Genomic DNA, 26,492 nt, shown 5'->3' with positions numbered 1-26,492 from the left:
ATAGATATCCATTTTGGATATCTATCTTATTATGTGATGTTTTCAATAATTTACTCTGTTTTACTTCATCTGATTCGCAAGTTCTTTCATCTCAACAGCACTTTGAATCACAGTGTCTGTGATTTTTGCTCCGCCAAGAATTCTTGCCAGCTCATGAATAGATTCTTTTTCATCCAATGGGAAGATACTCGTTCTGGTAATTCCTTCTTGTGTCTTCTTCTCTATCATGTAATGATGGTCCGCCATTGCTGCAATCTGTGCCAGATGCGTAATACAGATTACCTGGTGTTTTCTTCCGATTACAGCCATTTTTTCAGAGACTTTTTGTGCTGTTCTTCCGCTGATTCCCACATCAATTTCATCAAAAATCAATGTTTCAATATCATCACGCTCTGCCATGACCGTCTTGATGGCAAGCATAATTCTTGATAACTCGCCGCCAGATGCAACATTCGCCAAAGGTTTTAACGGCTGTCCAGGATTCAAAGATATCATAAATTCAATATCATCAATTCCTTCTGCAGTATAATTTTTAGTCTTCTCAAACTGAATCTTAAACTGAACACCCTCAAAATTCAGATCCTTAAGTCCTTCTTCAATTGATGTTTCCAGGATGAATGCCTGTTCCTTGCGAAGTTTTGACAATTTTTCTGCCGATTCTTCAAAAGATCTTTCCGCCTGCGTACATTGCTCTTTTAACTCTTCAAGATAATGGTCAAAATCCTCCAGAATCTGAATCCTCTCTTCCTGCTTTTTACAATAATCACAGATTTGTTCTATACTGTCACCATACTTTGTCTTTAGATGATTCAGTTCATTCAGACGGTTTTCCGTCTCATAGAACTCTTCATCAGAGAATTCGCAAGTCTTGCTGTATTCTGAAAGCTCACGGTTGAAATCATTCAACAGGCTGTCTACTTCAACCAACTGTTCATACAGTTCTGAAGCTTTTGCATCGTATTCAGCGATTTCTGAAAGAGAACGAATCGCGCGGCTCAATGCTTCACTGGCATTATCATTTCCCTCACTAGTGTATGTATATGCTTCATTCACTGATTCTACGATTCTCTTGCTGTTCGTCATTCGACGATATAAAACCTCCAGATCTTCATCTTCTCCTGGCTGAAGATCAGCATTGTGGATCTCATCCACTTCAAACTTAAGAAAGGAGAGTTCTTTCGCGCGCTGAGCTTCATCCGTCTGCATCTCATTCAGTTTTTTTATACAAGCTTTATATTCCTTATATGCCTTCTCGGTCCTTTGCCGCAATTCACCGATTGAATCTCTGGCAAATGCATCTACAATTCCAAGATGATTCTTTTTATACAACAGAGACTGATGCTCATGTTGTCCGTGAATATCAATCAGAATTGCTGCCACTTCTTTCAAAAGGCTGATTGACACTGTCTCGCCATTGATTCTGCTGACACTTCTTCCAGTCATCATGCGTCGACTAAGTGTCACCATCCCATCTTCCGGATAGATATCTAACTTGTTCAACTTTTCCTTCTGGTGTTCATTTTCTACCAGAAATGTTAATTCTACAAAGCCATATTCTGCGCCTTGCCTCAAAATATCTTTCGAATACCTTCCTCCAAGTGCCAGATTCACTGACCCTAGAATAATAGACTTTCCTGCACCAGTTTCCCCGGTAAGGATATTCAGTCCATCTTTGAATTCCACTTCTATTTCATCAATCAGTGCAAGATTTTTTACATGCAAACTCTGTAACATTCTGCCTCCTATAAGACAATCTTACTAATCTTATCCATCACTTTTATAGTATCATCAACACTTCGGATCGCACACATAATCGTGTCATCTCCGGCAATACTCCCTACAACTTCATTCCATTTCATAGCATCAATTGCTGCACATACCGCCATTGCCATTCCAGCCACCGTTTTAATAACAAGTATATTTTGTGCCATATCCATAGACACGAATCCATCTTTCAATACACGAATATATTTTTCACTCATGCCGTTTTCAGCGCTCTGATGTACTGCATAACGCTGCTTGCCATTTTCAGCCGGCACTTTCGTTAATTTCAGATCTCTGATATCACGGGACACGGTTGCCTGCGTCACTTTGAAACCTTCTTTGTTCAGATATTCTGCTAATTCTTCTTGCGTTTCAATGTAATTTTTATTAATCAGTTCAATAATCTTTGCATGTCTGTTTACTTTCATGACGCTAATTTCCTTTCATCTTTCTACGTAATGTTTCCAAAAAGCTGATATTACTTAACTTCATAATCGTTGTAGATGCTTCTGACTTTTTCACCGTGACTCTGTCTTTGGTCCTAAGGACTACCGTATCTGCTCCGTCAAACGTAACAAATACTTCTTCTTCCGAATCATTACGGCCTTCACCAATCTCAATTACAATCTCATCTTCTGCTGACAATACAATACTGCTTGTATTCAACGCATGAGAACAAATCGGTGTAATAACGATCAATGATGCAGTCGGCTCAACAATTGGCCCTCCAGCCGATAAATTATATGCAGTGGAACCTGTCGGTGTCGACAATATAACTCCATCTGCTTCATAAGAATTCAACAATTCCCCATTCACATATAATCGAAAATGAATAACTCGCAGCTCTCCTTTACGGGATACCACAATATCATTTAAGGAGACATCACAACTTCCGTCATCAAAGATCCCTTGCAGCATCATTCGTTTTTCAAATGTATAGTCGCCTTTCAACATTTGCTGAAAAGCTTCATTGATATGTGTTACTTCAACCTCTGTGAGATAACCAAGTGTTCCCATATTAATTCCCAAAATCGGTACTTCTCGCTTCCAAAGCATACGAGCCACTTCAATCAGGCTGCCATCTCCCCCAATCACGATTGCGCATCCGATTTCAGCTGGCACGGAATCCCGAATAATCTTTTTATTTTCATCTTTTTTGCATAAAATGCATTCTTTTCCAGCAGATTCCAACAGATTCATTATCTGATTGGTAATAGCGTGATCTTTATCTTTTCCGTCATTTGTAACAATTAAAAACCTGTCCATAATCTGTGTTCTTTCCCCTTAATTTTTTGCAAGAGTGTCAAATGCCTGATCTACAATGTCCTGTATGTCAACATTGCCAGTTATTTCCCCGGAGCCCTCACATTTTTCCAAATGAACCAGATATTCTATATTTCCTTCTGGTCCTTTGATTGGCGAAAACTCCAGATTCAATACATCAAAACCAATAGATAACGCATACTCAATAACAGTTGTTATTACTTCCAAATGTGTACTTTTCTCCCGTACTACACCTTTCTTTCCAACTTTTTCTCTTCCCGCCTCAAACTGCGGTTTAATCAAAGCAACAATCTGTCCTTTCTCTCTAAGATAATTACGGATTGGCAACAGGACTTTAGTCAGTGAAATGAACGACACATCTATAGATGAGAAATCAACAGGTTCACCAATATCTTCTGGTGTCACATAACGAATGTTTGTCTTTTCCATACATACAACTCTATCATCTTGTCGAAGCTTCCAATCAAGCTGTCCACGTCCAACATCAATAGCAAAGACCTTAACTGCTCCATTCTGCAGCATACAATCTGTAAACCCGCCAGTAGAAGATCCGACATCTGTACAGACCTTTCCCGCCACGCTTACGTCGAAATTCTTAATTGCTTTTTCTAATTTCAAACCGCCTCTGCTCACATACGGAAGTGTATGTCCCCTCACTTCAATCTGAACTTCTTCTGCAAAAGTCGTACCTGCCTTGTCTTCCCGTTGACCCTCCACAAACACATTGCCTGACATTATGATTGCTTTCGCCTTCTCACGCGATGGAGCAAGATTTCTTTTTACAAGTAATACATCTAAACGTTCTTTCATACTCTCTCCTACATTTTATCATATAGTTCCTGAATTCTTCTGGTCATCGTCTTAACATCAATTCCAGTTTCTTTCCGTAATACTTCAATACTTCCATGCTCTATATAGTCATCTGGAAGTGCCAGTGGAAGTACTTTTACATTTAAATTTTCCCTGGATACATACTCCAATACATGTTCGCCATAACCACCTGTCTGCACATTTTCCTCAATCGTTGCAATCAAACGATGATTCTTGCCAAGCTTTCGAATCATTTCTTCATCAATCGGTTTTACAAATCTTGCATTCACAAGCGTACAAGAATATCCTGCCATTTTCAGCTGTTCCCGTACTTTTACCGCGTCTTCGAACATATGACCAACAGATACAACTGCAATCTCTGATTCTTCATAAATCATCTCACTCTTTCCAAGCATGATCGGTTCTCGAAATTCTTCATATTCATCATAAGCACTTCCTCTTGGATACCGAAGCGCAATTGGCCCATCATAAGACAATGCAAACCGAAGCATATCCGCTAACTCCCATTTGTGTTTCGGCGACATGACTACCATATTAGGAATATTACTTAAATAAGACAAGTCAAAGATTCCCTGATGCGTCTCTCCATCACTGCCCACCAATCCTGCACGGTCAACAGCAAAAACAACCGGAAGATTCTGAAGTGCTACATCATGAATCAGCTGATCATATCCTCGCTGAAGGAAGGAAGAATACACAGCAAATACCGGATGCACTCCTCCGGCTGCCAGACCTGCTGCAAATGTAACTCCATGTTCTTCTGCAATTCCAACATCAAAAAAACGTTCTGGATACATCTGTCGGAATCGTTTTAGACCAGTCCCATCCGTCATAGCTGCCGTAATCGCGACAATATCCGGATGGTTTCTGGCCTCATCACAAAGGACTTTACCAAAGACATCCGTATAACTATCTCTCTTTTTGGGACTTTCTGGCTCTCCAGTCTCAATCTGAAATGGTCCAATTCCATGGAACTTATCAGGCTGTTTTTCTGCAGGTTCATATCCTTTTCCCTTTTCGGTAATCACATGAAGCAGTACAGGTCCCTCTATCTTCTGTGCGTCATGAAATGCTTTACACAGCATCGATAGATTATGTCCAGGAATCGGCCCCAGATAAGTAATTCCCATATCTTCAAAAAACATACCAGGAACGACTAGCTGCTTTATACTGCTTTTTGTCCGGTGGAGTTGATCAATTACATGTTCTCCTACCACAGGAATCTTATTCAGTGCATTGGTTACTCCTTTTTTTAAGCCAGTGTAGATATCTGCTGTTCGAAGTCCTGCCAGATACTTAGACATTCCTCCTACATTTTCTGATATCGACATCTTATTATCATTCAATACAATTATAAAATTAGTCTTTAGAAGTGACGCATTATTCAGTGCTTCATACGCCATTCCTCCAGTCAGTGAACCATCTCCGATCACTGAGATAACATGATATTTTTCTCCTTTGATATCTCTGGCATGAACATAACCCAGCCCCGCCGATATAGATGTAGAGCTGTGCCCGGTATCAAACGCATCACAGGCACTTTCTTTGCGCTTAGGGAAGCCACTCATTCCTCCATATTTACGCAGATCATCAAATCCCTCTTTTCTTCCGGTTAAAAGCTTATGTGTATAAGCCTGATGACCGACATCCCAGATAATCTTATCTTCTGGAAGCTGAAAGACCAGATGCATAGCCATTGTCAATTCCACGACCCCAAGATTAGACGCAAGATGACCACCTGTCTTACTAATCTTTTCAATCAAAAAATGTCGGATTTCTTCCGCTAACTGATCTAACTCATCTGGATTCAGTTCTTTAATATCATTTGCCTTTTGTATACGTTCTAACATAATCAGGTTCCCCTCTATTTGTCTCTGTGAATCAGTTGAATCAACAACTGTTCCAGATATTTATTTTCTCCTGATAACTGATGCAAAAGTCCAATTGCTTTTTCCGAAAGCTCCTCTACGACCTTTCCTGCCTCAGTTGTTCCCATTAATGTGACATACGTCGTCTTTTCATTCTTTTCGTCACTGTGAATTGGCTTTCCAAGCACTTCTTCTGTACTAGTCACGTCCAGGATATCATCTTGAATCTGAAAAGCAATTCCTACATAGTGAGCAATTTTTTCCACTTTTTTTACTTCTTCCTCAGTAGCACCAGCCAAGATTGCACCAATCATCATTGATGCCTCTATCAACGCTGCTGTCTTCAATTCATAGATTGTGTCCAACACCTCTTTGATCACGGCATGTCCTGTCTCTTTTACATCAATCACCTGACCGCCGATCATACCATATATTCCGGCCTTTTCTCCCAAAACCGTCAATGCTCTTCCAATCAAAAGTCCATCTTCTGGATCTGACACAAAAGCTTTAAAAGCAGTCTCAAATGCATAATTAAGCAAGGCATCCCCCGCCAGGATTCCCATATCTTCTCCATAGACCACATGCGTTGTTTTTCTTCCACGTCTATACTCATCATTATCCATCGCCGGTAGATCATCATGCACAAGAGAGTAAGTATGTATCATCTCAATTGCTGCCATAAATGGCTGAATCGCTTTGGAAGTTCCCTGAAACAAAGAGTATGTCTCTTGCATCAGCATTGGCCGCAGACGCTTTCCACCAGCCAGAAGACTATAACTCATCGCTTCCATTATGACGCTTTGATATCCCTTCTGTTTTGGAAGATATTCCTGTAAGATACCCTCGATATTCTGAACTTTCTGCTTCATTTGTATCTGAAAATCATCTTTAGAACTCATGAGTCTCTCCCTCTTCATCTAATATCAGCATTTTTTTCTCTACTTTGTCTATTTTATCATTACACTGTTTTAACAGATCCATACCTTTATGGTATAACTGAAAAGAATCTTCCAGAGAAATTTCTTCTTTTTCCATCTTCTGGATCGTATCTTCCAGTTGACCAAAAAGTTCTTCCAGATTCTGTCCCTCTTGTAATTCTGCCTGATTAGCCATGCTGCTCCTCCTTCACCTCTTCCACAACAGCGTGTATTACTCCATCTGTCACATACACGGACAATAGATCCTGCGGACGCACTTGCTCAATACTTTTAACAACAGTTCCTGATTCACTTTCTACATACGAAAAACCATGATTCAGCTTTTGAATCGGCGATAATCCTTTCATAATCTCCATGTAAATAGCCATCCTGTGTCTGGCATCTCTGACCTTCCCATCCATCAACGCCCGAAGCCGATCTTCTAATTCCACGATTCTTTGCTGATGTTCTTGTAATTTGTAACGTGGATGTAGATATTTTAACCTTGTCTGTAGTTCTTTCAGACGAAGGCGTTCCATCTGTATCCTCTGAGTCAGAAGTCGATTCATTTTGAATTGATATTCCTGTAATCGCTGCTCGGTCTGCCGAACATCACTGACCGCTAATTCTGCAGCTGCTGACGGAGTCGGTGCCCGAAGATCAGCCACATAATCTGCAATTGTAGTATCCGTCTCGTGACCAACCGCAGAGATTATCGGAATACTACAGTTAAAGATTGCTCTGGCAACTTCTTCTTCATTAAATGCCCACAAATCTTCTATCGAACCACCGCCACGGCCCACAATCATTACGTCAACATCTGCTTTTTCCAGCATCTGGATTCCTCGTACAATGCTTTCCTTTGCTCCCTCTCCCTGTACCTGGGCAGGATATAGTATCAGCTGGACATAAGGATTCCTACGCGCAGTAATATTCATAATATCCCGGATTGCAGCTCCTGTGGAAGCCGTTACTACACCAATCCGTCTGGCATAGGCCGGGATCGGCTTTTTATACTCAGGCGCAAACATACCCATCTCTTCCAGTTCTTTCTTCAACATCTGAAAACGTTCATAGAGAAGCCCATCTCCATCGAGATGAATTTCTCTGGCATAGAGCTGATAGGAACCACTTCGCTCATAGACATTTACCGATCCCAGAACCACTACCTGCTGACCTTCGCTCATACGAAAAGAGAGTCCGCCTCGCTGCCCTGCAAACATAACACAGGCAATCGTTCCAGACTCATCTTTTAATGAAAAATATATATGTCCTGATGTGTGATACTTACAGTTCGAGACTTCACCCTTCACATAGATACGGTTCAGCATATAATCCTGGGTAAACATATTTTTAATATATGCATTTACCTGTTTTACAGTATATACATTTCGAGCCATTATCTACCTCTGCTTATTATTCTGCAAGTTTTCCAAGCACAGCATTTATGAAAGCAGGGCCTTCATCACTGCTATACTTTTTCGCTAATTCTACTGCCTCATCAATTGCTACGCCTGTCGGTACATCTTCATCCCACTTCATCTCATATACAGCAAGTCTGAGAATCGTCAGATCCACCTTGTTCATTCGACTGGTCTTCCATCCGGTAGTATGCTCATTAATCAACGAATCAATTTCCGCAATCTTCTCCGCAATTTTAGATGATTTGGTTCGAATATAATCCAGATCTTTTTCCCTGGCATCCTCTAATTGTTCAAAATAAAGCTGTAATTGTTCTGGCATTTCCTGCTCTGCATTAAACTCTACTCCAAACAATACCTTAAAGATATGTTCTCTTAACTCTGTTCTCTTCACTTATACTTCCTCCGGCACATCTACCCCGGCCACACGGATATTCACGTCAGCAACTTCAAGACCTGTCATATTTTCAATTGCCGCTTTTACCTTCTCCTGCACCTTAGCTGTAGTCTCTTTGATACTATACCCATACTTCAGGTTCAGCGCCAGTGAAACGGTAACAATTCCTTCCAGTACATCAACTTTTACTCCTTTAGACAGAGACTTCATTCCCAACTTGCTAATCAACTCTCTGGTCGCATTCCCGGCCATTGATGACACACCGTCCACTTCCATCGCTGCAAGACCGGCAATGATAGATACAACATCATCTGCGATCTTAACCTCTCCAAGATTCTCGTCAGCTTTTATTGTATACGTACTTTTCTCTTCTTTACTCATTCTAGAAACCTCCTGTCTCATCTTACAATTCATTTTATTATATCAAATTTATACACATTTGCAAAGTGGGGACGGGGGTTTTTTCATTTTCCCCCGTCCCAAATTAAATTTACCGTGTCCCTATCTGCCAAATTCGGATAATTCTAGTCCGTTGTTTCTTTCCAATGTCATACGGATGCTCCAGTCATTGACGAACAGGAGTAACGGACGTCCTTTCAGATCTTTTACTTTCTTCATATCTGAAGTTCCAGTGAGTTTATCGAGATCTATATCTGTATTTTCTATCCAGCGAATGTGTTCATATGGCAGAGTATCCAGACGGATCTCTACGTTATATTCATTCTCAAGTCTGTATTTCAGTACATCAAACTGGAGAACACCAACTACTCCAACGATAATTTCTTCCATTCCTGTATTGTATTCCTGGAATATCTGGATTGCACCTTCCTGAGCGATCTGGTTGATACCTTTGATGAACTGCTTTCTCTTCATGGTATCTACCTGACGCACTCTTGCAAAATGTTCTGGCGCAAAGGTCGGGATTCCTTCATATGCAAATTTATCACCGGATGTCGTCAGAGTATCTCCAATGGAAAAGATTCCCGGATCAAATACACCGATGATGTCTCCACCATATGCTTTTTCAATCATCTTTCTTTCACTTGCCATCATCTGCTGTGGCTGAGAAAGCCGTACTTTTTTGCCGCCTTGTATATGAAATACATCCATTCCTGCTTCGAATTCACCGGAACAGATTCTCATAAATGCAATTCTGTCTCTGTGTGCCTTATTCATATTCGCCTGAATCTTGAATACAAATGCAGAGAATTCTGATTCTTCCATCGGATCTATCGCCCCCTGATCAGACATTCTTGGAAGGGGTGAAGTCGTCATTTTTAAGAAATGTTGTAAAAATGTCTCTACTCCGAAATTTGTAAGTGCTGATCCAAAGAATACAGGTGACAATTCGCCTTTACTGACTAATTCCTGATCAAATTCTGCACCGGCACCATCCTGAAGTTCAATCTCTTCTTCAAGCTTCTCCCTTTGTTCTTCTGTCACCCAATCTGTAATCTCAGGGGCATCGATTGCGATCTTCTTTACTTCACCCTGTGTTGTTCCCTTATGGGTATCGGAAAAAAGTTCTACTTTCTTCGTTGCTCTGTCATAAACCCCTTTAAATTCCTTACCTGAACCAATCGGCCAGTTTACCGGGCAGGTTGCAATTCCAAGCTCGCTTTCAATATCATCCAAAAGCTCGAATGTGTCCAACGCCTCACGATCCATCTTATTAATAAATGTAAAAATTGGAATGTGACGCATAGTACATACCTTGAACAGCTTTCTGGTCTGTGCCTCGACACCTTTCGATGCATCAATGACCATCACCGCAGAATCAGCCGCCATCAGGGTACGGTAAGTATCTTCCGAGAAATCCTGATGTCCAGGCGTATCCAGAATATTAATACAATAGCCACCATAATTAAACTGCAATACGGAAGACGTAACAGAGATACCTCTTTCCTTCTCAATTTCCATCCAGTCAGACACGGCATGCTTTGCAGTGGCTTTTCCCTTGACACTTCCGGCCTGATTGATGGCTCCTCCATACAACAGGAACTTTTCTGTCAATGTTGTTTTACCGGCATCCGGGTGGGAAATAATTGCAAATGTTCTTCTTTTTTTAATCTGCTCCTTTACTTCATTCGTAATCTGTGACATATATATAAACACTCCTATAAATAATATAACCGTTTTTACACGCTATTAGTCAGTATAACACACCTGTTTTCATTCCTCAATTACGAATTTTCGGAATCTATCAAAGAATCCCGAATCCACCATTGTCAGCTTCCTTCGGATGCATAAAATAAAAAAGGAAACCCGAAATGGATTTCCTTAATCTATTCATGATTTATTCCGATTTTCCTTCATTATATACAGGCGTGATTACGATATTCTGCGCTGCCACTCCGGTCTTTCTGGTAACAATATCTTCAATCTGGGCCCGATTCGCATCACTCAATTCTGCGGCATTGACAACTACATCCGCAGTATCGGCTGTTAAACTGACGACAACTTCATCAAACCCTTTGGATGCAAGCAATGTCTCTGCCGCTGCTTCTTTTTCTGCCAATTCAGTCATTGCTACCATCTGATTGACTGCTTCCTGTTTCTGTTCATCACTTAGATTCTCATTATCTATGATTTCCATCAAAGATTCTTTGTTCTTTGCACGCACCTGCTCTCTGGTTACCTTCGCTTCTGCCACAACACCGCTTGCCTCTCCGCTTGTAAGTACTGCTTCCCCTGGAGTTCCGTCTACGCTGTCACCTGCATCACTGTCCTGACTTTCGATATCACCCGCTGAACTTTCCAGATCTTCCTCCGAAATATCCAAAAGTTCCTGATTCGCCAATTCTGCATTTGTCTGTTCTGCATCATTTTTCTCACCAAATATTTTGCCGGAATAATTCAAGTATCCGGCCGCTGCGATCATAACAGCCAATGCTGCAATAATAATCTGGTTCTTCTTCAAAATTCGTTTCACTGTTCATCCTCCTACCATGCCACTTATTTTTTAACTTTTCTTCATTACCCTAATCTTATGCGTGTCTATTCCAAATAATGCTTGGACAGCTTCAGTAATATTCTGTTTCACGACTGCATTATCACCACCTTCCGCAAGAACAACTACTCCTTCTACCTGAGGGCTTAATTCTTTACTTATATAGGGCTCCTGACTCTGCGTATTGTCTCCGTTATATACAGTGGTTTCTCCATGCGTACTGTTCTGCGTTGTACGTGTCCCTCCCTGACTGTCTGTCTCCGTAACCGTCTCGCTGTCCGCCTCTATATCCTTTTCCACCACTTTCTCTGCAGAAGACTCCAAAGTAATCATAACCGTGACTTTGCCAGTTCCTTCCATCTGTGATAAGACATTTTCCAGCCGCCTTTCTAGTTTCGAAAGATACACATCCTGCTCGGTATCAATTCCGCTTCCTGCAGTTGAAACCGTTTCTTCTTCATAAGTATCCGATTGTTCTTTCTTTTGTTCTGTAGGAAGAGCAATGACAAGTAAAAGAACTCCCACCAAAAAAATAATCATTAGCTGATCTTTCTTTATATTTTTTATTGAGAAATCCTTTGGAATCTTAAACCACTTCTTCTTATCTTCCAATTCTTATCTCCTCCACATCAATTTCCATATTTTCTTCACTGCCTTCTTCATTTTCGTTATCATCCTGATATTCCTTCTGAACTTCATTCAGATATTCTTCCGGATTAATTGTTTCCAGATAATCTGTGGAATTCTCTATTTTTTCAATCTGAGTCAAATATTCATCATTCTCGTATAGATTCTCCCAACTGCTCTCCATTCCCAAGAGTTTCACTATCGGCGCAGCCAGCATAATAATCAGGACCAGCCCCGTAAAGAAACGCAGATATCGTTGATATCCCTTATCAGGAATAATATGCATAACCGCTGTAATCATAACCATATAAAACGCAAGATTTTCCATCCATTGATACAGATATTCAAACATCTCATCACCTTAGATATTTCCCGTTGTTGCTGCCACTACAACGATTGTAAGAAGGAACAAAACTCCTGTCGTAAATAAGACTTTTAATAAGAGATGGCATCCTTCACTGACTGTTTCTACACACCCCACCATTCGTTTATCAGAGATTGGCTGGATCAAAGCTGCCATTAATTTGTATAAAAAGATAATACATATAATCTGAAGCATTGGCACAACACAAAGGGCAATACAGATTACTGCTCCAGTCATGCCAATACCATTTTTTACTAAAACCGCTGTCCCTAGCACAACTTCTGTGATTCCGCCGATTGCATCTCCAACTCCAGGAATTGCCTCTGCACTGCGTGTAACGACACTTCGTTTTACCGTATCAATAGCCGGATTAATCAACCCCTGAACTACATTTAACCCTATAATACACGCTAATAAAGTTTTTAAGATCCAAGATACGCCCAGTTCAATAAGCTCCGAAAACTTACTGAGATAATCTTCCTCAGACAGATAATTTAGTACTTTTACCATCATGTAGATATGTATCAATGGAAGTAAAAAATTAGCCACCAGAAGTTCTACCAGATAAATCAGAAATAAAACCAGATTATAAAAAGCAACGGATGTAACACTACCTTTTGCAATTGCAACTGCCAAAAAATACAATGGACAAAACACTCCCATAAACGAAGTCAGATTTGTAATCCCACCGCTGACCCAGTCTACTACAGCTGCAAAAGAACTTAATGTCAATGCAATCACCAGAAGATATAAGACATAAAAACTGATTTCTGCAATTTGGCGGCTTTGAAAAACTCTGGAAAAATTCGTAAATACTGCTGCAATCACAGCGATCAGAAGAATATGAATCAGATTGTCTTTGCTGACTCGAAATGCATATCCGACCTGGTCTTCCAATAACCGATTCAGCAATTCTGCAGAGAAAGTCAGATCCCCAGAAAGAATCCCCAATAATGTTTCCTTAAAATCCATCTTTTCTTCTGGAAATAAATCTTTCAGGACATCGTTGATATCCTCAAAATCAAACTGGTCTATCATTTCTTCTTTCAGTCTGCTTTGTTCTTCCTCTGTTTCCGCTGCCGATACCTGACCTCCAATCCCAATCCACACAGCCATGATTTCAAATATCGTAAGCCATATAATCAGCCTTTTTCTCATGACAAAAACCCCTTGATCGTATCCAGAAGCGCCATAAGAATCGGCATGCTTAATAACATAACTGCCAGTTTGCCGAATATTTCAATCTGCGTGGCAATCGTCTGATATCCTGAATCTTTGCAGATGCTGGAAGAGAATTCTGCCACATAAGTAATTCCTAGCATTTTCATTAATGTGCCTATATAAGACTGATCCATCTTAATATAATTTCCAATTGTTTTCACGGCATCCAAGATGATATCCAGTTGTCCAAGAATGCAGGAAAAAATAATCAGACTCAACGCAGCGCTTATATAGATACCATATTCTGATTTTCCACTTTTGAATTGTATTGCCAGAAGTGTTCCCGCAACTCCCAGAATCCCAATCTGCAGCATATTCATATGTATCCCTTCTTTCCTATAACGAAAACAGCTGCCGGATGGAAGAAAACAATTCATATATATATGGTACAATCCAAAACAGCACCAGTATCAGACCTGCCAGACTTGTCAGAAATGCCTGTTCTTCTCTCCCACTGTGTTTTAAGACCTGGCACAGTACTGATACCAATATTCCAACCGCCGCAATCTTAAAAATTAGATTTATACTCATTTATGCCTCCTTTATATCAGCAGGATCGTAACAAAGATTCCACTCATGACACCCAGACAACGATATAATCTGATTCTTGAATTCATCGTTTCATGTTGTTCTTCCATAGACAGATTCAATTCTTCCAGATAAAGATCCAGCGTCCGGACCTGCATCTCAATATCTGCAATTCCAAATTGTCCGCCCAGTGCCGATAATCTATCCAGAACATCTTTCGGAAGTCCGGCATCTGCAAGATATTTTCGTGTGTTTTCTTCCCATATGATTGAAAATACCCCTCCGGTTCTTCTTTCTGTCTGTTCCGCCAGCTGCTTCATCCAACTCTTGTACGGCTCTTTGGATGATACTGCAATCTGCTGAAATGCTTCACCCAGATATGCTCTAGAATAAAAGATCTCACTACGGAGCCGGTAGATCAACTTCTGAAGATATCTCATCTGTCCATATTGATCCCGAATGTGCTCTGCAGCCACAATTCCTCCACAGGCAGATGTCATTATAACAATCAGACTTCCTATAACTTTCAACATCATGACACTTGTAACGTCTCCCGATACAAAAGAGTTCCTCTGCTGTCATAGATTCCTTCTACCTGTCCTACATGTTCCCGGTTTTCCAGCAATACATACCGTTCAAACCGTTTTTCAGCCACCATCTGATCAAACAAAGGCTTCTTCCGTAATTCTTCCATAGAATCTGCATGCACGGTTGCCAGCATCTTACATCCACAATGCATGGCATATTCAATAGCATGTACATCCTCTGCCGTTCCAATTTCATCCACCGCAATCACTTCCGGCCCCATGGAACGAATCAACATGATCATACCCTCTGCTTTCGGGCAGCAGTCCAATACATCCGTACGGATTCCAAGCTGAGTCTGTGCTACTCCCATATAACATCCGCCGAGTTCCGAGCGCTCATCTACTACTCCAACTGACATTCCGTTTATCCATCCATTTCCATTGGAAATTTGTCGGATCATATCCCTTAGCAGAGTTGTTTTTCCACACCGCGGCGGTGATACGATCAATGTATGGTACAATTTTTTGTTATACGTTATAAACGGAAATATCGGATCCGCACATCCAAGAATCTCATGAGACATTCTCAGATTAATTGACGAAATATATCTTAAATTCTTTACTTTTCCATTTTCAATGATTGCCTGTCCTGTCATTCCAACTCTATGTCCTCCTTCAATCGTAATATATCCTTGCTTCATTTCCTGCTCATATGCATATAAAGAATAATTACTGATATATTCCAGCATTTCTCTGATGTCTTCCCTGGTAACGATATAAGGCTTGCCCCGCTGATTGCCAGGTATTATCTCCTCTCCGCGGTAAACCAGAAGCAGCGGCTTCTCCACACGCAGTTTAATCTCCTGCAAATACTCATATTGCAGATGTTCTTTACCGATCAACACCCGAATGCTGCGGGGTAAAACACTTAATATTCGATTCTCTTGCATCATTGTCCACCTCTTTAACTCAATATATGTTCCAATCCAACATTTATGCCAAAATAAAAAAAGACATAGACTTTTCGTCTAAATCTTTTCATTTGGGTACACCGCATATTGCAAATGGGGACGTAGTATTTTGCAAAAATACTACGTCCCCATTTAACACTTTTTTATTCAGCTACGTCTTTCATACTAAATGACATTCTGCCCATCTTATCTTTTCCAAGGCATACAACTTTGACTACATCGCCTAATGTCAATACGTCTTCTACATGGTTGATTCTTTCTTTGGAAATCTTTGAAATGTGCACCATTCCTTCTTTTCCTGGTGCAAATTCCAGGAATGCGCCAAATTCTTTGATGCTGACTACTTTTCCTTCTAATACCTGTCCGGCCTCAAAGTCTGTTACAATAATGTGAATCAGTCTCTGGGCTTTTTGCATATTATCTGCGTCTGTTCCGCAGATGGATACTGCTCCGTCATCGGTAATGTCAATCTTTACGCCTGTCTGTTCAATAATCGCATTGATTGTCTTACCGCGCTGACCTACAACATCACCAATCTTCTGTGGATCGATCTGCATCTGGATGATCTTCGGTGCGTATGGGCCTACTTCTGGTCTTGGCTCGGCGATTGTCTTTGACATTACTTCATCCAGAATATAGGTTCTTGCCTTCTTTGTTGCAGCAATAGCTTCTTCAATAATTGGTCTTGTCAAGCCGTGGATCTTGATATCCATCTGGATTGCGGTAATACCTTTGTGTGTACCGGCTACTTTAAAGTCCATATCGCCGAAGAAGTCTTCCAGCCCCTGAATATCTGTCAACACCAGATAATCGTCATCCGTCTCTCCTGTTACCAATCCTGCAGAGATACCTGCAACTGCGGATTTGATTGGCACACCTGCAGCCATCAGTGACATAGAAGATGCACAGATACTTGCCTGAGAAGTTGAACCATTAGATTCAAATGTCTCAGATACGGTACGAATCGCATATGGGAATTCTGCTTCGCTTGGAAGTACCGGTACCAATGCTCTCTCAGCCAATGCACCATGTCCGATCTCACGACGACCAGGTCCTCTGGACGGTCTTGTCTCACCAACAGAGTAAGACGGGAAATTATAGTGGTGCATATATCTCTTAGAAGTCTCGGATTCATCCAGTCCATCCAGTCTCTGCGCTTCTGCAAGTGGCGCAAGTGTTGTAACTGTACAGATCTGAGTCTGTCCACGTGTAAACATTGCAGAACCATGAACTCTCGGAATCAGGTCGATCTCTGCAGCAAGTGGTCTGATCTGATCGATTGCTCTTCCATCCGGACGCTTGTGATCTTTCAAGATCATCTTACGAACCGTCTTTTTCTGATACTGATATACCGCTTCACCCAGCACAGCCAGCCATTCTTCATTGTCTGCAAATGCTTCCTCTAATTTTTCTGTAATCTGTCGGATATTTTCTTCTCTTACCTGCTTCTCATCAGTAAATACAGCTTCTTCCATCGCCTCAGGCGGAACGATTTCTTTGATTGCAACAAATAATTCTTCCGGTACTGCACAGCTTTCGTATTCATGTTTTGGCTTACCGCACTCTTCTACGATTGTTTCAATAAAAGCAATAACTTTCTGATTCACTTCATGTGCAGCAAAAATCGCCTCGATCATCTGCTGTTCCGGAACTTCATTTGCTCCGGCTTCAATCATGATAACCTTTTCTTTTGTAGAAGCAACTGTTAACGCAAGATCAGATACTTCTTTCTGCTCTGCTGTCGGATTAAATACAAATTCTCCATTAACCAGACCTACCTGAGTCGTAGAGATCGGTCCGTCAAACGGGATGTCTGAGATGCATGTTGCAATAGCAGCTCCCAACATTGCTGTTAATTCTGGAGAGCAATCCTGATCTACAGATAATACAAGGTTTTCTAAAGTAACATCATTGCGGTAATCCTTCGGGAATAACGGTCTCATCGGACGGTCAATTACACGACAGGTGAGGATGGCATTCTCAGATGCTTTTCCCTCTCTCTTATTGAATCCTCCCGGAATCTTTCCAACAGAATATAATCTTTCATTATATTCAACACTTAAAGGGAAGAAGTCAATTCCTTCTCTTGGTTTTTCAGATGCTGTTGCCGTACATAATACGGTAGTATCTCCATAATGCATTAAGACTGCACCATTGGCTTGCTTTGCAACTCTGTCAACATCAACGCGCAGAGTTCTTCCAGCTAATTCCATTTCAAACTTCTTATACATATGATTCTCCTTTATCATTCTTAGATATGCATTTCTTGCAAAACAGGAGCTGCCGAAACTACTGAAAAACACATTTATCAGGCAAATGTACTTTTCAGTGGTCTCGGTCTAGATATTCCTGTTCGCAATCTTAAATATTATATCATATAGGTTTTAAATATTCTACTACCAAATTACATATTCTCACAGATTTGAACAACTTTCGATTTTTCGATTTACTTCTTCACGGTATTTACGGCTGACCGGAATTTTCTCATTTCCTTTCATCACAATGCTGTTGCCATCCCAGTAGAGGACATGATGTATATTTACCAGATAGCTCTGATGACATCGAAAAAATCCTGCTGATTTCAATACTTCTTCTGCTTCTTGCATCTTCATATAAAATTCAATGGATTCGCAGGGATATTCAACGACTGCTTTAATTTTTCGTTTATCACTCATCAGATATTTAATTGCATTTAATAGGATAAACTCTTTCCTTTTCTGCCTTTTTATTAAAAAGAACTGTCCCTGAACCTTTCTTCGTTTTTCCAGATAAGACTGCAGTATTTCTTCCAGTTTTTCTACTGCCACAGGTTTTAGTAGATATGCATACGCCTGTACTTCATATCCCTGAAATACCATATCCTTTCTTGCAGTAATAAAAATTATTGCAGAATCCACATCATTTCTCCGTAAAATATGTGCTGTTTTCATTCCATCTAATCTGGGCATCGTAATATCCATGAAGATTAGATCTGCCCAGATATGTCCGCCTCTTTCCATCACTTCCACCAATTCAGATCCGTCTTCATAACACTCAAAAGTCACTTCCTCTCTGTCAAAAAGCAGATGACTGAGTGTCTGTTTTAATTCTTCACAATCATTTATATTATCTTCACAGATTATTATTTTTAACATATGTTCTCCCCCTTTGTCATTTTCCTATTCGTTTTAAAATCAAAAACGGGGACATATTATTTATTTTTTTGTAAAAAAAGAAGCCGATTATGAAGTCGACTTCTTTTCTTTCATTATTCTTGAAGTGTAATATCAAATAAAACTTCTTTCTTCAATACATATACCGGGCTATAAAATTGTACATTCAAAGATTCCGGTATATCCTCACTCTCTACAGATAACGCATAAAACTCCCGGTCATCGATATATGGAACACTGGCATTTACCGACTGCCCATTTGATGCAGTCCCTGTCGCCTTTGCGGTCACAAACTGGAGCTCCGTTTCAGGCGATCCAGAAACCGGTTCATATAATAGTTCATAATCCCAGCGGCGGCCCTCAATGATCTCGGCCTGTCCGTTCGAGAGATTATATTGATACGTAATGGTACAATGACGTCTGATCCCTGTGATATGAAGCCCTGTCCCATCATCAAATAAAACCGTCTGGTCACACCCCAGGTAATCATCTTCTTCCGTTGGAAGATTAATCTCTACCGGCTCTGTCATAGCTTCTTTTCTCAGGCATAACTGAGGGATCCGCAGTATATATTCTCCTGGCTCTATATTCCGAAAATAAATCTCAAATCCTCTTCTGTATCCTGTTTCCGTCTCTGTATCCTGCACATTTATCCGGCAGCGTTCATAAGAATTCCCAGCCGAGTCAATTAATACAGGATGCTCTATCTCCCCTTCCTGATACCAAAAGTAACCTCTGGTTATCAGATCATCTATTTTATATTCTTCCGGATTCTCCTGATAGAGATTAACAATGGCCATTCCTTCTTTTAACGCTGTAAGCCCTGTCTTCATATAGATTCCATTCACAACTGCTGAGTTCCGTTTTACCCCTTCTGAAGTATCTTCTGAAGATTCACTATATTCTTTTACATCCAGTTTTTTCATTGTCACAAAGAATTCATTCCCCTCAGGAAGCACGATTGAGACACCGATCTTGTCGGCTCCATCCTCTTCCGGTACCCATTTTCCATAATAACTGGCTATAAATATGTACTCCTCTCCGGGACTATTAATGTGTCCCTTTTGATATTCCAAGAAAAATTTCCTATCACCTGCCGACTGCAAATATGCCTTTTCCAGATAGTGTGCTTCATTATAGCTCCAGCCATTCGGCTTATTTTGGAATAGTTCCGCCTTTTCTTCTGGTGTCAGTTCTTCATAAGAATCTATATCATCATATACTCGCTCCATATCCGAACACGTTAATCTGATATCTATCTTCCATATTCCATTTTGATAAAATACATTATCCAGTTCATATGTCACATCATCCTTCACAAATTTCTGTGTATTTTTCACCATTTCATAGGACGGAATATCGGACCAGATCAAGCCGTCCATAAGAGAAAACTGGTACTTTTTCACACCACTTACTGCTTCTTTTATAGAATGAACTGCGCCAGCCACTCCTGACTGTTTTATTTCTTCTTCCTGATTGTCTTCCGATTCCTCTTCTTTTGAACGAGTTTTTATTGGATCTTCTCCTTTCCTTTTTTGCACAGTTTCATCTTGATCCGAAGATTCTTCCGACATAATCAAATCATAGAATGGGAACCAGGATGGAAGCCAGCCATGTCTCTTCATGATATTGACTGCACTGGTTGTAATGCCGAATATCAATATACTGATCAGGATAAAATACAACAATTTCTTTTTCCCTCTCGATCCTCTTTTCTTGACATTTTCATACTTCATATCCAGCTCTTCTGCAATTTCCCCATAACTTAAGCCATTATAATAATGCATGCTCAAAATCTGCTGGTCCAAAGGCGGAAGCTGTTCCATTGCTTCTTCCAATTGTTCCGCCTGCTTTGTCTGATTAATATGGATGTCCTTTTCTTCTTTATATCTTTCCAGGACCTCATTCTCTATTTTCTGTCTTCGACAGTTTTTCCGAAATCTGTCAACGGCTCTTCGTTCAGCAATAGTACACAGATAATTTCTGAGAGTTCCCTTTGATTTGTCAAAACGACTGTGATTCAGACAGAATTCTGCAAACACATCATTCACACATTCATCAATATCTTCCTGACTCCTAAGTTTTGAGGCACAAGTACTTCGAATCAAAGACGAATACTGTCCCATCAGCACTTTTGCCCCGTAATCTTTATCTTGCTCTAATAAATCTAAAATTTCTTCGTCTGTATACATCTCAATTCCTTTTTTCTATACGTATCTTAAGATTAGAATACCAGATATACAGTAGATTGTGTCTGTTTTCGTAATATCCAGCTTGATTTTTGTAATTTTTGTCACTGCATTTCAGGTAACAAAAAGAAAACCCTGCCTGTATCCAGGCAAGGTTCTTTCGCACACAAACTATGCAATTATTTTCTTAATCCAAGTCTTTCAATTAATGTACGATATCTCTCGATATCTGTCTTCTTAAGATAAGCAAGAAGTCCTCTTCTCTGACCAACCATTTTCAAAAGTCCTCTTCTTGAATGATGATCCTTTGGATTGTTCTTGAAATGCTCTGTCAGATCATTAATTCTTGCTGTCAGAATAGCAATCTGTACTTCTGGTGAACCTGTATCCCCAGGTGTTCTTCCATATTCTGCTACAATCTGTTCTTTCTGTTCTTTAGAAATCATTTTTATTTCCTCCTTAAACTTTTATAACGCCAGACATTAAGTAACGGTTGGAGATTCCATTTACCGAACATCGGCTCTCACAGTGATATAGTATATCATAACATACACCTAATGTAAAGAAAAATCTTATTCTTATTCTTCCTCTTCATCATCCTGTTCATTCATTGGTTCCAAAATTGCAAATGCAATATTGGTCGCATGATCAGCTACACGCTCCAGACCTGATATTGTATCAGAGAATATCATTCCCGCCTCCGGCGTACATTTATTCTTCGTCAATCTCTTTACATGTGCATTCTGCAGTTTCTTCTCCATCTCATCAATCTCTTCTTCCAAATGCAGAATTTCCCTCATATGTTCATAATTGCGGTTTGTAAACATTTCAAGAGAATATTCTAATATTTTCGTAGTCTTATCCATCATATCAAGAAGCTGCTTTTTTGCCTTATCGGTCAGTTCTATCCCGCGCTCAATTCTAGTCTTCGCAGAATCCACAAAATTCTCTGCATGATCTCCGATTCTTTCAATATCATTCACCACATGAAACAAACCACCGATCAATTTTTCATCCGCAATAGGGAGCGCGATCTCATTTGCTTTTACTAAATAATCCGTAATTTTACGGTTCAAGAAATCGATATATTCTTCTGTTTCATAGACTTCTTGTATCTCTTTTTCATTCAGATTACAAAGCGCATCCATTGATTTTTTTAAATTCATGACCGCAACTTTACCCATATGCTCAATTTCATGAATGCTGTCCATTACTGCTGTTGTAGGTGACATCATAGAACCATCGCCAATATAAAGCAATTCATACTGATCCTCTGCAGTTGTATCTTTACCCGGAACAATCTTATAAGTTAATTTCACAATCCATCCCATGAATGGGAACATCATGGCTACTTCCAATACTTTCATCAGAGTATGTACATTTGCAACGGAACGTGCCAGACTACCACCAGATATATACAAAATCGCATTTGTAAACGGTTCAACTGCAACAAGCAAAATACAGAAGAATATTGCAGAACCTATCACATTGAACAGGAAATGAATCAATGCGGCACGTTTTGCATCCTTTTTTCCGCTAAGGCTCGCTACTAATGCAGATACGCAAGAACCAATATTACAGCCCAAAATCATAAACGGGCAAATGGTAAATTCCAAAAGTTTCTGGGATACCATCAACAGAATGATACCTACCGTTGCAGAAGAGCTTTGTAGTACAGCAGTAATCAAAAAACCAACCAAAATCGCTGCAAACGGATTCGTCAATGAAGCCAGGAAATTCAAAATTCTCGGCGAATTTTTAACTGCTGACATGCTGTCTGACATGATACTCAGACCCATGAATAAAATACCAAATCCCAGTATTACTTCTCCGATTTTTTTGATACTCTGTTTCTTACAGAACATGATCATAATGACACCAATAATGACAATTAATGGTGCAATATCCGATAAATTAAATGCGATAAGCTGCCCTGTTATCGTGGTACCAATATTAGCACCCAAGATTACTCCTGATGCCTGCATCAAATTCATAAGTCCCGAATTCACAAAACTTACTACCATCACAGTTGTTGCATTGGATGATTGAATAATTGCGGTAAATATAATTCCTACCACCATTCCAATAAATCTGTTCTTGGTAAAAAATTCAAGAATACTTCTCATTTTGGCTCCAGCCGCTTTTTCAAGACCTTCGCTCATCATTTTCATACCATACAGGAAAAATCCCAATCCCCCAAACAACATAAAAATTGTTGTAATACTCATTTGTATTCTCCTTATCTCTCAAGCGCAAAAAAATGTTTGCCGAATTCAATGTCTCTATCGATACAAGTCTTCATCTCTTCAATATTTTCAAATTTCTGTTCCGGACGTCGAAATTCCAACAGTTCAATAGTCACTTCTTCTCCATAGGCATTTCCTTGAAAATCAAACAGAAAGCTTTCAATCAGCACCTTATTCTCATTGCTTACCGTTGGCTTCACTCCCACATTCGAAATACCATGATACCAACAGCCATCTATTCGGACATTGCTAAAATACACTCCTCGCGGAGGAACTATTTTATCATGTGGCCATACTACATTCAATGTTGGAAATCCCAATGTTCTTCCAAGCTGTTTGCCATGTTCCACTCTGCCGCTGACGCTATACGCATACCCAAGAAGTTTTTTTGCCAGTTCCATATCTCCCTGCTTTAAAACTTCTTTGATATAAGTACTACTGATAATCCGGTCTTTATAACGTTCCTTTTCCATCACAAGCAATTCATATCCATAACGTTTTGCATAATCCGCAAGCATATGAATGTCTCCATGCTTTTCATATCCAAACTGAAAATCTGTTCCTACCACAACATACTTCGCATGAAAAATACCATTTATGATATTTTTAATAAAATCTTCTGCATGAATCTGACGAAACTCCTGAGTAAATGGACATTCTACGAGATAATCCACTTTTCCTTCCAAGTGTTCCCTTCGTTCCTCCCCCGTCATTAATACTTGCGGGAGAATACCTTTACTCTCCCATAAAGGATGCATATCAAAGGAACACACAACACTGTTCATTTTTTCTTTTTCTCCCAGCTCACGTACTTTTTCTGCCAAAATCTGATGTCCTCTGTGAAGTCCATCAAATTTTCCAAAAGTAACTGCCGTTTCTCTGCTGTCATTATAATGTGACAGCAAACTGATATATTGCATTCTATTCCCTCTAATCGTTATTTATCTTCGCAAAAAAACATCTTTATGATCTGATATTCTTTCTTTTCATCGTTCCAACTATAAATTGCAACAAAATGTCCCTGTTCATCATATAACCGCATATAATCTCCATCCACTTTTTCTCTGGATTTTTCTTCGTGCTCAAAGTACACGGCATTCATCGGCAATGAATTTCCATTCTTCGCCAAAAAATCCCAGCTCTTTTTTACCGTAATCTTTTGATATTCCTGGAACATTGCATCAATTGGAATGACCACATCCATCAAACAATCTTTCATGCATTTTTGGGAAATCTCTTCCAGAGTCATACTGTCAGCAATCCGAAAGCTACTGACTCGTGTTCGTACTAAACTTTCCATACATCCACCACATCCAAGTGTTTCTCCAATGTCATGACATAAAGTTCGGATATACGTTCCTTTTGAGCAGGACACCTCCATTTTCACGCGCGGAAGCTCCATCTTAAGAATCCTGATCTGGTATATCACAACTCTTCTTGCCTTTCGCTCTACTACTTTTCCTTCTCTGGCAAGTTCATACAATTTCTTACCATTTACTTTCAAAGCAGAATACATCGGCGGTATCTGATCATACTCTCCCACATAACTTTCTATCACTTCTGTTACTTTTTCCTCTGTAAGAGCAGACGTATCCCGGGTTGTCAAGGTTGTTCCGCTAGTATCCTGCGTATCCGTAGAACGTCCCAACAGAAGAATTGCCTCATACGTCTTATCCTTATCGGTAAGCATATCGCATAATTTAGTTGCTTTTCCCAGACAGACAGGAAGAACACCAACCGCATCCGGATCTAACGTTCCCGTATGCCCAATCTTTTTCTGTCCAACAATTCCCCTTAGTTTCGCTACGACATCATGAGAAGTATATCCTTTTTCTTTATACACATTTAAAATACCGTGTATCATCGTTTTCTCCTGTCTTTTATTCTGCCAATTCCTTCATCTGTACTTCAATCTGCTCAGAAAGATTATTAATCACATCATGCGGCCTTCCAATCATCGTCAGTCCGGCAGCTTTCTTATGTCCTCCACCGCCAAAATACTGTGCAACCTTACTCACATCAATATAATTTTTAGAGCGAAGACTTACTTTGTATGTATTTGACTCTATCTCATACATAAAAATAGCGACTTCTACACCTTTCGTAATTCTAAGCTGACTTACGATTCCATCCAGATCTTTAGCATCAACTCTATAAAAATCCATGACTTTTTTGGTGACATAAGATGCAATACAAGTACCATTCATAAATAAAATACTCTCTAACAACGCTCTTCCCAAAATCTGATTCTGAGCATAACTCTTTTCATAATATGTATCCTGTATCATTCTCGGTGCATCCACACCTTTCTCTAACAATCTGGCTGCAATTCTGAAGGTCGACGGGGTCGCACATGAATATTGGAACACACCTGTATCATGAACAATGCCAAGATAGAGAGCATTGGCAGTATCCAGAGAAATCTTCTCATCTTCCAGTAAATTATATACTAACTCTGAGGTAGAACTTGCATCCGGCACCACATAACTTTCCTGTGCAAACCCAGTATTACTGATATGATGATCAATACAATAAGTATATTTCGCATTGTCAAACAACTCACCAGAGAATCCCAGACGTTCTTTATCACCACAGTCCAGGCAAAAGAACAGATCATATTGCACTTTCTCATCCGAAATCTCATGACAAATCTCTTTCGTAGCTTTCAGACATGTGAATGCTTCTGGAATCTCTTCCAGATAGACATCCACTTTTTTTTCTGTAAAATTCTCTTTAATATACTGGTATAAACCAATACAAGATCCTACACAATCGCCATCCGGACGCACATGTCCGCTAATTGCAATTGTCCTAACATCGCTTAAAATCTTATTCAGCATCTGCATCACCTTCCGTTGTCATGCCCTTGGTCACTTCATCGATTTTTTTTGACATATTGACACCATATTCAATCGACTGATCCAACACAAATTTAATTTCTGGTGTATTTCGCATATTCAATGTACGTGCCAGTTCTCGCCGGATATAGCCTTCCGCACTCTGCAGGCCCTTAATTGTCTCTGCCTGTGCATGCGCATCCCCCAACACACTGATATATGCTTTGCAGGTTTTCAAATCCGGGGCTACTTCCGCCGCGACCACAGAAGTCCATGGAGCTACTCGCGGATCCTTAATTCCTCCGCGAATTATATTACTAAGCTCCCGCTGTACTTCTGTATTGACTCTTGTATTTTTAATACTTCTTTTTCTCATTTTACTCCCTCTTTTCTGCAGG

General features: G+C 40.0%; 28 protein-coding genes. All 28 read right to left on the bottom strand.

Annotated features, from left to right (window positions below; all coding sequences use genetic code 11):
- Window positions 1-60 precede the first annotated feature (60 nt).
- Window positions 61-1,734 (bottom strand): DNA repair protein RecN, encoded by a 1,674-nt coding sequence (recN, locus tag ACQRBH_RS07215; protein ID WP_427742062.1) that lies wholly within the window; start codon window positions 1,732-1,734, stop codon window positions 61-63.
- Window positions 1,735-1,742: 8 nt separating this feature from the next.
- Window positions 1,743-2,192 (bottom strand): arginine repressor, encoded by a 450-nt coding sequence (argR, locus tag ACQRBH_RS07210; protein ID WP_235231515.1) that lies wholly within the window; start codon window positions 2,190-2,192, stop codon window positions 1,743-1,745.
- 4 nt (window positions 2,193-2,196) lie between these two features.
- Entirely contained in the window at window positions 2,197-3,030 is an 834-nt protein-coding gene (locus ACQRBH_RS07205; RefSeq protein WP_427742064.1) for an NAD(+)/NADH kinase, read from the bottom strand.
- 18 nt (window positions 3,031-3,048) lie between these two features.
- Window positions 3,049-3,858 (bottom strand): TlyA family RNA methyltransferase, encoded by an 810-nt coding sequence (locus ACQRBH_RS07200; RefSeq protein WP_235231517.1) that lies wholly within the window; start codon window positions 3,856-3,858, stop codon window positions 3,049-3,051.
- Window positions 3,859-3,866: 8 nt separating this feature from the next.
- Window positions 3,867-5,729: a 1-deoxy-D-xylulose-5-phosphate synthase gene (dxs, locus tag ACQRBH_RS07195; protein ID WP_427742066.1), complete on the bottom strand. Its 1,863-nt coding sequence runs from the start codon at window positions 5,727-5,729 to the stop codon at window positions 3,867-3,869.
- Window positions 5,730-5,743: 14 nt separating this feature from the next.
- Window positions 5,744-6,646: a polyprenyl synthetase family protein gene (locus tag ACQRBH_RS07190; RefSeq protein WP_427742067.1), complete on the bottom strand. Its 903-nt coding sequence runs from the start codon at window positions 6,644-6,646 to the stop codon at window positions 5,744-5,746.
- A complete protein-coding gene (gene xseB, locus ACQRBH_RS07185; RefSeq protein ID WP_235231520.1) occupies window positions 6,636-6,860 on the bottom strand; it encodes an exodeoxyribonuclease VII small subunit in 225 nt (74 codons plus the stop codon). The genes ACQRBH_RS07190 and xseB overlap by 11 nt, the downstream gene beginning before the upstream one ends.
- The gene (gene xseA / locus ACQRBH_RS07180) at window positions 6,853-8,064 is read right to left on the bottom strand and encodes an exodeoxyribonuclease VII large subunit (protein WP_427742069.1); all 1,212 of its coding nucleotides are present in this window, start codon (window positions 8,062-8,064) and stop codon (window positions 6,853-6,855) included. The genes xseB and xseA overlap by 8 nt, the downstream gene beginning before the upstream one ends.
- Window positions 8,065-8,080: 16 nt before the next feature.
- On the bottom strand, window positions 8,081-8,479 hold the full coding sequence (nusB, locus tag ACQRBH_RS07175; protein WP_235231522.1) for a transcription antitermination factor NusB: 399 nt from the start codon (window positions 8,477-8,479) through the stop codon (window positions 8,081-8,083).
- Entirely contained in the window at window positions 8,480-8,863 is a 384-nt protein-coding gene (locus ACQRBH_RS07170) for an Asp23/Gls24 family envelope stress response protein (protein WP_235231523.1), read from the bottom strand.
- A gap of 120 nt (window positions 8,864-8,983) precedes the next feature.
- Entirely contained in the window at window positions 8,984-10,585 is a 1,602-nt protein-coding gene (locus ACQRBH_RS07165) for a peptide chain release factor 3 (RefSeq protein ID WP_235231524.1), read from the bottom strand.
- A 193-nt stretch (window positions 10,586-10,778) separates the two neighbouring features.
- Window positions 10,779-11,414 (bottom strand): SpoIIIAH-like family protein, encoded by a 636-nt coding sequence (locus ACQRBH_RS07160; protein ID WP_347376292.1) that lies wholly within the window; start codon window positions 11,412-11,414, stop codon window positions 10,779-10,781.
- 30 nt (window positions 11,415-11,444) lie between these two features.
- A complete protein-coding gene (locus ACQRBH_RS07155; RefSeq protein WP_347376293.1) occupies window positions 11,445-12,044 on the bottom strand; it encodes a stage III sporulation protein AG in 600 nt (199 codons plus the stop codon).
- Window positions 12,034-12,411 carry a stage III sporulation protein AF gene (locus ACQRBH_RS07150; RefSeq protein ID WP_347376294.1) on the bottom strand — a complete coding sequence of 126 codons (378 nt, stop codon included), beginning with the start codon at window positions 12,409-12,411 and terminating at the stop codon, window positions 12,034-12,036. The genes ACQRBH_RS07155 and ACQRBH_RS07150 overlap by 11 nt, the downstream gene beginning before the upstream one ends.
- A 9-nt stretch (window positions 12,412-12,420) precedes the next feature.
- Entirely contained in the window at window positions 12,421-13,581 is a 1,161-nt protein-coding gene (locus ACQRBH_RS07145; RefSeq protein ID WP_235231528.1) for a stage III sporulation protein AE, read from the bottom strand.
- Complete coding sequence (locus ACQRBH_RS07140; RefSeq protein WP_427742070.1) at window positions 13,578-13,964, bottom strand: SpoIIIAC/SpoIIIAD family protein; 387 nt, start codon at window positions 13,962-13,964, stop codon at window positions 13,578-13,580. Before ACQRBH_RS07140 ends, ACQRBH_RS07145 begins: the two co-directional genes overlap by 4 nt.
- Window positions 13,965-13,980: 16 nt before the next feature.
- Complete coding sequence (spoIIIAC, locus tag ACQRBH_RS07135) at window positions 13,981-14,175, bottom strand: stage III sporulation protein AC (protein ID WP_347376296.1); 195 nt, start codon at window positions 14,173-14,175, stop codon at window positions 13,981-13,983.
- A gap of 11 nt (window positions 14,176-14,186) precedes the next feature.
- Complete coding sequence (locus ACQRBH_RS07130; protein WP_427761269.1) at window positions 14,187-14,708, bottom strand: stage III sporulation protein AB; 522 nt, start codon at window positions 14,706-14,708, stop codon at window positions 14,187-14,189.
- Entirely contained in the window at window positions 14,705-15,649 is a 945-nt protein-coding gene (gene spoIIIAA / locus ACQRBH_RS07125) for a stage III sporulation protein AA (protein WP_235231556.1), read from the bottom strand. Before spoIIIAA ends, ACQRBH_RS07130 begins: the two co-directional genes overlap by 4 nt.
- Before the next feature lie 164 nt (window positions 15,650-15,813).
- A complete protein-coding gene (locus ACQRBH_RS07120) occupies window positions 15,814-17,901 on the bottom strand; it encodes a polyribonucleotide nucleotidyltransferase (RefSeq protein WP_427761268.1) in 2,088 nt (695 codons plus the stop codon).
- Between the two features lie 183 nt (window positions 17,902-18,084).
- Complete coding sequence (locus tag ACQRBH_RS07115; protein WP_427761267.1) at window positions 18,085-18,804, bottom strand: LytR/AlgR family response regulator transcription factor; 720 nt, start codon at window positions 18,802-18,804, stop codon at window positions 18,085-18,087.
- A gap of 113 nt (window positions 18,805-18,917) precedes the next feature.
- Window positions 18,918-21,014, bottom strand: coding sequence for an RNA polymerase sigma factor (locus tag ACQRBH_RS07110; RefSeq protein WP_427761266.1), 2,097 nt, complete (start codon window positions 21,012-21,014; stop codon window positions 18,918-18,920).
- A 176-nt stretch (window positions 21,015-21,190) separates the two neighbouring features.
- Window positions 21,191-21,457 carry a 30S ribosomal protein S15 gene (rpsO, locus tag ACQRBH_RS07105; protein ID WP_235231535.1) on the bottom strand — a complete coding sequence of 89 codons (267 nt, stop codon included), beginning with the start codon at window positions 21,455-21,457 and terminating at the stop codon, window positions 21,191-21,193.
- Window positions 21,458-21,589: 132 nt separating this feature from the next.
- Complete coding sequence (locus ACQRBH_RS07100; RefSeq protein WP_427761265.1) at window positions 21,590-23,239, bottom strand: Na/Pi cotransporter family protein; 1,650 nt, start codon at window positions 23,237-23,239, stop codon at window positions 21,590-21,592.
- An 11-nt stretch (window positions 23,240-23,250) separates the two neighbouring features.
- The gene (locus tag ACQRBH_RS07095) at window positions 23,251-24,177 is read right to left on the bottom strand and encodes a bifunctional riboflavin kinase/FAD synthetase (RefSeq protein ID WP_427742078.1); all 927 of its coding nucleotides are present in this window, start codon (window positions 24,175-24,177) and stop codon (window positions 23,251-23,253) included.
- A 17-nt stretch (window positions 24,178-24,194) separates the two neighbouring features.
- The gene (truB, locus tag ACQRBH_RS07090; RefSeq protein ID WP_427761264.1) at window positions 24,195-25,121 is read right to left on the bottom strand and encodes a tRNA pseudouridine(55) synthase TruB; all 927 of its coding nucleotides are present in this window, start codon (window positions 25,119-25,121) and stop codon (window positions 24,195-24,197) included.
- A 16-nt stretch (window positions 25,122-25,137) separates the two neighbouring features.
- Entirely contained in the window at window positions 25,138-26,097 is a 960-nt protein-coding gene (locus ACQRBH_RS07085) for a DHH family phosphoesterase (RefSeq protein WP_427761263.1), read from the bottom strand.
- Window positions 26,087-26,470 carry a 30S ribosome-binding factor RbfA gene (gene rbfA, locus ACQRBH_RS07080; RefSeq protein WP_427742081.1) on the bottom strand — a complete coding sequence of 128 codons (384 nt, stop codon included), beginning with the start codon at window positions 26,468-26,470 and terminating at the stop codon, window positions 26,087-26,089. Before rbfA ends, ACQRBH_RS07085 begins: the two co-directional genes overlap by 11 nt.
- Window positions 26,471-26,492 lie beyond the last annotated feature (22 nt).

The sequence above is a fragment of the Bariatricus sp. SGI.161 genome, from assembly GCF_050313695.1.
Taxonomy (GTDB): domain Bacteria; phylum Bacillota; class Clostridia; order Lachnospirales; family Lachnospiraceae; genus JAFBIX01.
The sequence above is the reverse complement of the archived record's forward strand: the minus strand, read 5'-3'. Positions and strand labels throughout refer to the sequence as shown.

Coding starts and splice junctions, on each gene's coding strand:
- ACQRBH_RS07200 (WP_235231517.1), bottom strand. CDS start 3,858: ATGAAAGAACGTTTAGATGTATTACTTGTAAAAAGAAATCTTGCTCCA.
- argR (WP_235231515.1), bottom strand. CDS start 2,192: ATGAAAGTAAACAGACATGCAAAGATTATTGAACTGATTAATAAAAAT.
- ACQRBH_RS07165 (WP_235231524.1), bottom strand. CDS start 10,585: ATGTCACAGATTACGAATGAAGTAAAGGAGCAGATTAAAAAAAGAAGA.
- ACQRBH_RS07110 (WP_427761266.1), bottom strand. CDS start 21,014: ATGTATACAGACGAAGAAATTTTAGATTTATTAGAGCAAGATAAAGAT.
- ACQRBH_RS07150 (WP_347376294.1), bottom strand. CDS start 12,411: ATGTTTGAATATCTGTATCAATGGATGGAAAATCTTGCGTTTTATATG.
- recN (WP_427742062.1), bottom strand. CDS start 1,734: ATGTTACAGAGTTTGCATGTAAAAAATCTTGCACTGATTGATGAAATA.
- dxs (WP_427742066.1), bottom strand. CDS start 5,729: ATGTTAGAACGTATACAAAAGGCAAATGATATTAAAGAACTGAATCCA.
- rbfA (WP_427742081.1), bottom strand. CDS start 26,470: ATGAGAAAAAGAAGTATTAAAAATACAAGAGTCAATACAGAAGTACAG.
- ACQRBH_RS07100 (WP_427761265.1), bottom strand. CDS start 23,239: ATGAGTATTACAACAATTTTTATGTTGTTTGGGGGATTGGGATTTTTC.
- xseA (WP_427742069.1), bottom strand. CDS start 8,064: ATGGCTCGAAATGTATATACTGTAAAACAGGTAAATGCATATATTAAA.
- spoIIIAC (WP_347376296.1), bottom strand. CDS start 14,175: ATGAGTATAAATCTAATTTTTAAGATTGCGGCGGTTGGAATATTGGTA.
- xseB (WP_235231520.1), bottom strand. CDS start 6,860: ATGGCTAATCAGGCAGAATTACAAGAGGGACAGAATCTGGAAGAACTT.
- ACQRBH_RS07205 (WP_427742064.1), bottom strand. CDS start 3,030: ATGGACAGGTTTTTAATTGTTACAAATGACGGAAAAGATAAAGATCAC.
- ACQRBH_RS07145 (WP_235231528.1), bottom strand. CDS start 13,581: ATGAGAAAAAGGCTGATTATATGGCTTACGATATTTGAAATCATGGCT.
- ACQRBH_RS07130 (WP_427761269.1), bottom strand. CDS start 14,708: ATGATGTTGAAAGTTATAGGAAGTCTGATTGTTATAATGACATCTGCC.
- ACQRBH_RS07115 (WP_427761267.1), bottom strand. CDS start 18,804: ATGTTAAAAATAATAATCTGTGAAGATAATATAAATGATTGTGAAGAA.
- ACQRBH_RS07140 (WP_427742070.1), bottom strand. CDS start 13,964: ATGAATATGCTGCAGATTGGGATTCTGGGAGTTGCGGGAACACTTCTG.
- rpsO (WP_235231535.1), bottom strand. CDS start 21,457: ATGATTTCTAAAGAACAGAAAGAACAGATTGTAGCAGAATATGGAAGA.
- ACQRBH_RS07085 (WP_427761263.1), bottom strand. CDS start 26,097: ATGCTGAATAAGATTTTAAGCGATGTTAGGACAATTGCAATTAGCGGA.
- ACQRBH_RS07170 (WP_235231523.1), bottom strand. CDS start 8,863: ATGAGTAAAGAAGAGAAAAGTACGTATACAATAAAAGCTGACGAGAAT.
- ACQRBH_RS07120 (WP_427761268.1), bottom strand. CDS start 17,901: ATGTATAAGAAGTTTGAAATGGAATTAGCTGGAAGAACTCTGCGCGTT.
- ACQRBH_RS07190 (WP_427742067.1), bottom strand. CDS start 6,646: ATGAGTTCTAAAGATGATTTTCAGATACAAATGAAGCAGAAAGTTCAG.
- spoIIIAA (WP_235231556.1), bottom strand. CDS start 15,649: ATGCAAGAGAATCGAATATTAAGTGTTTTACCCCGCAGCATTCGGGTG.
- ACQRBH_RS07095 (WP_427742078.1), bottom strand. CDS start 24,177: ATGCAATATATCAGTTTGCTGTCACATTATAATGACAGCAGAGAAACG.
- truB (WP_427761264.1), bottom strand. CDS start 25,121: ATGATACACGGTATTTTAAATGTGTATAAAGAAAAAGGATATACTTCT.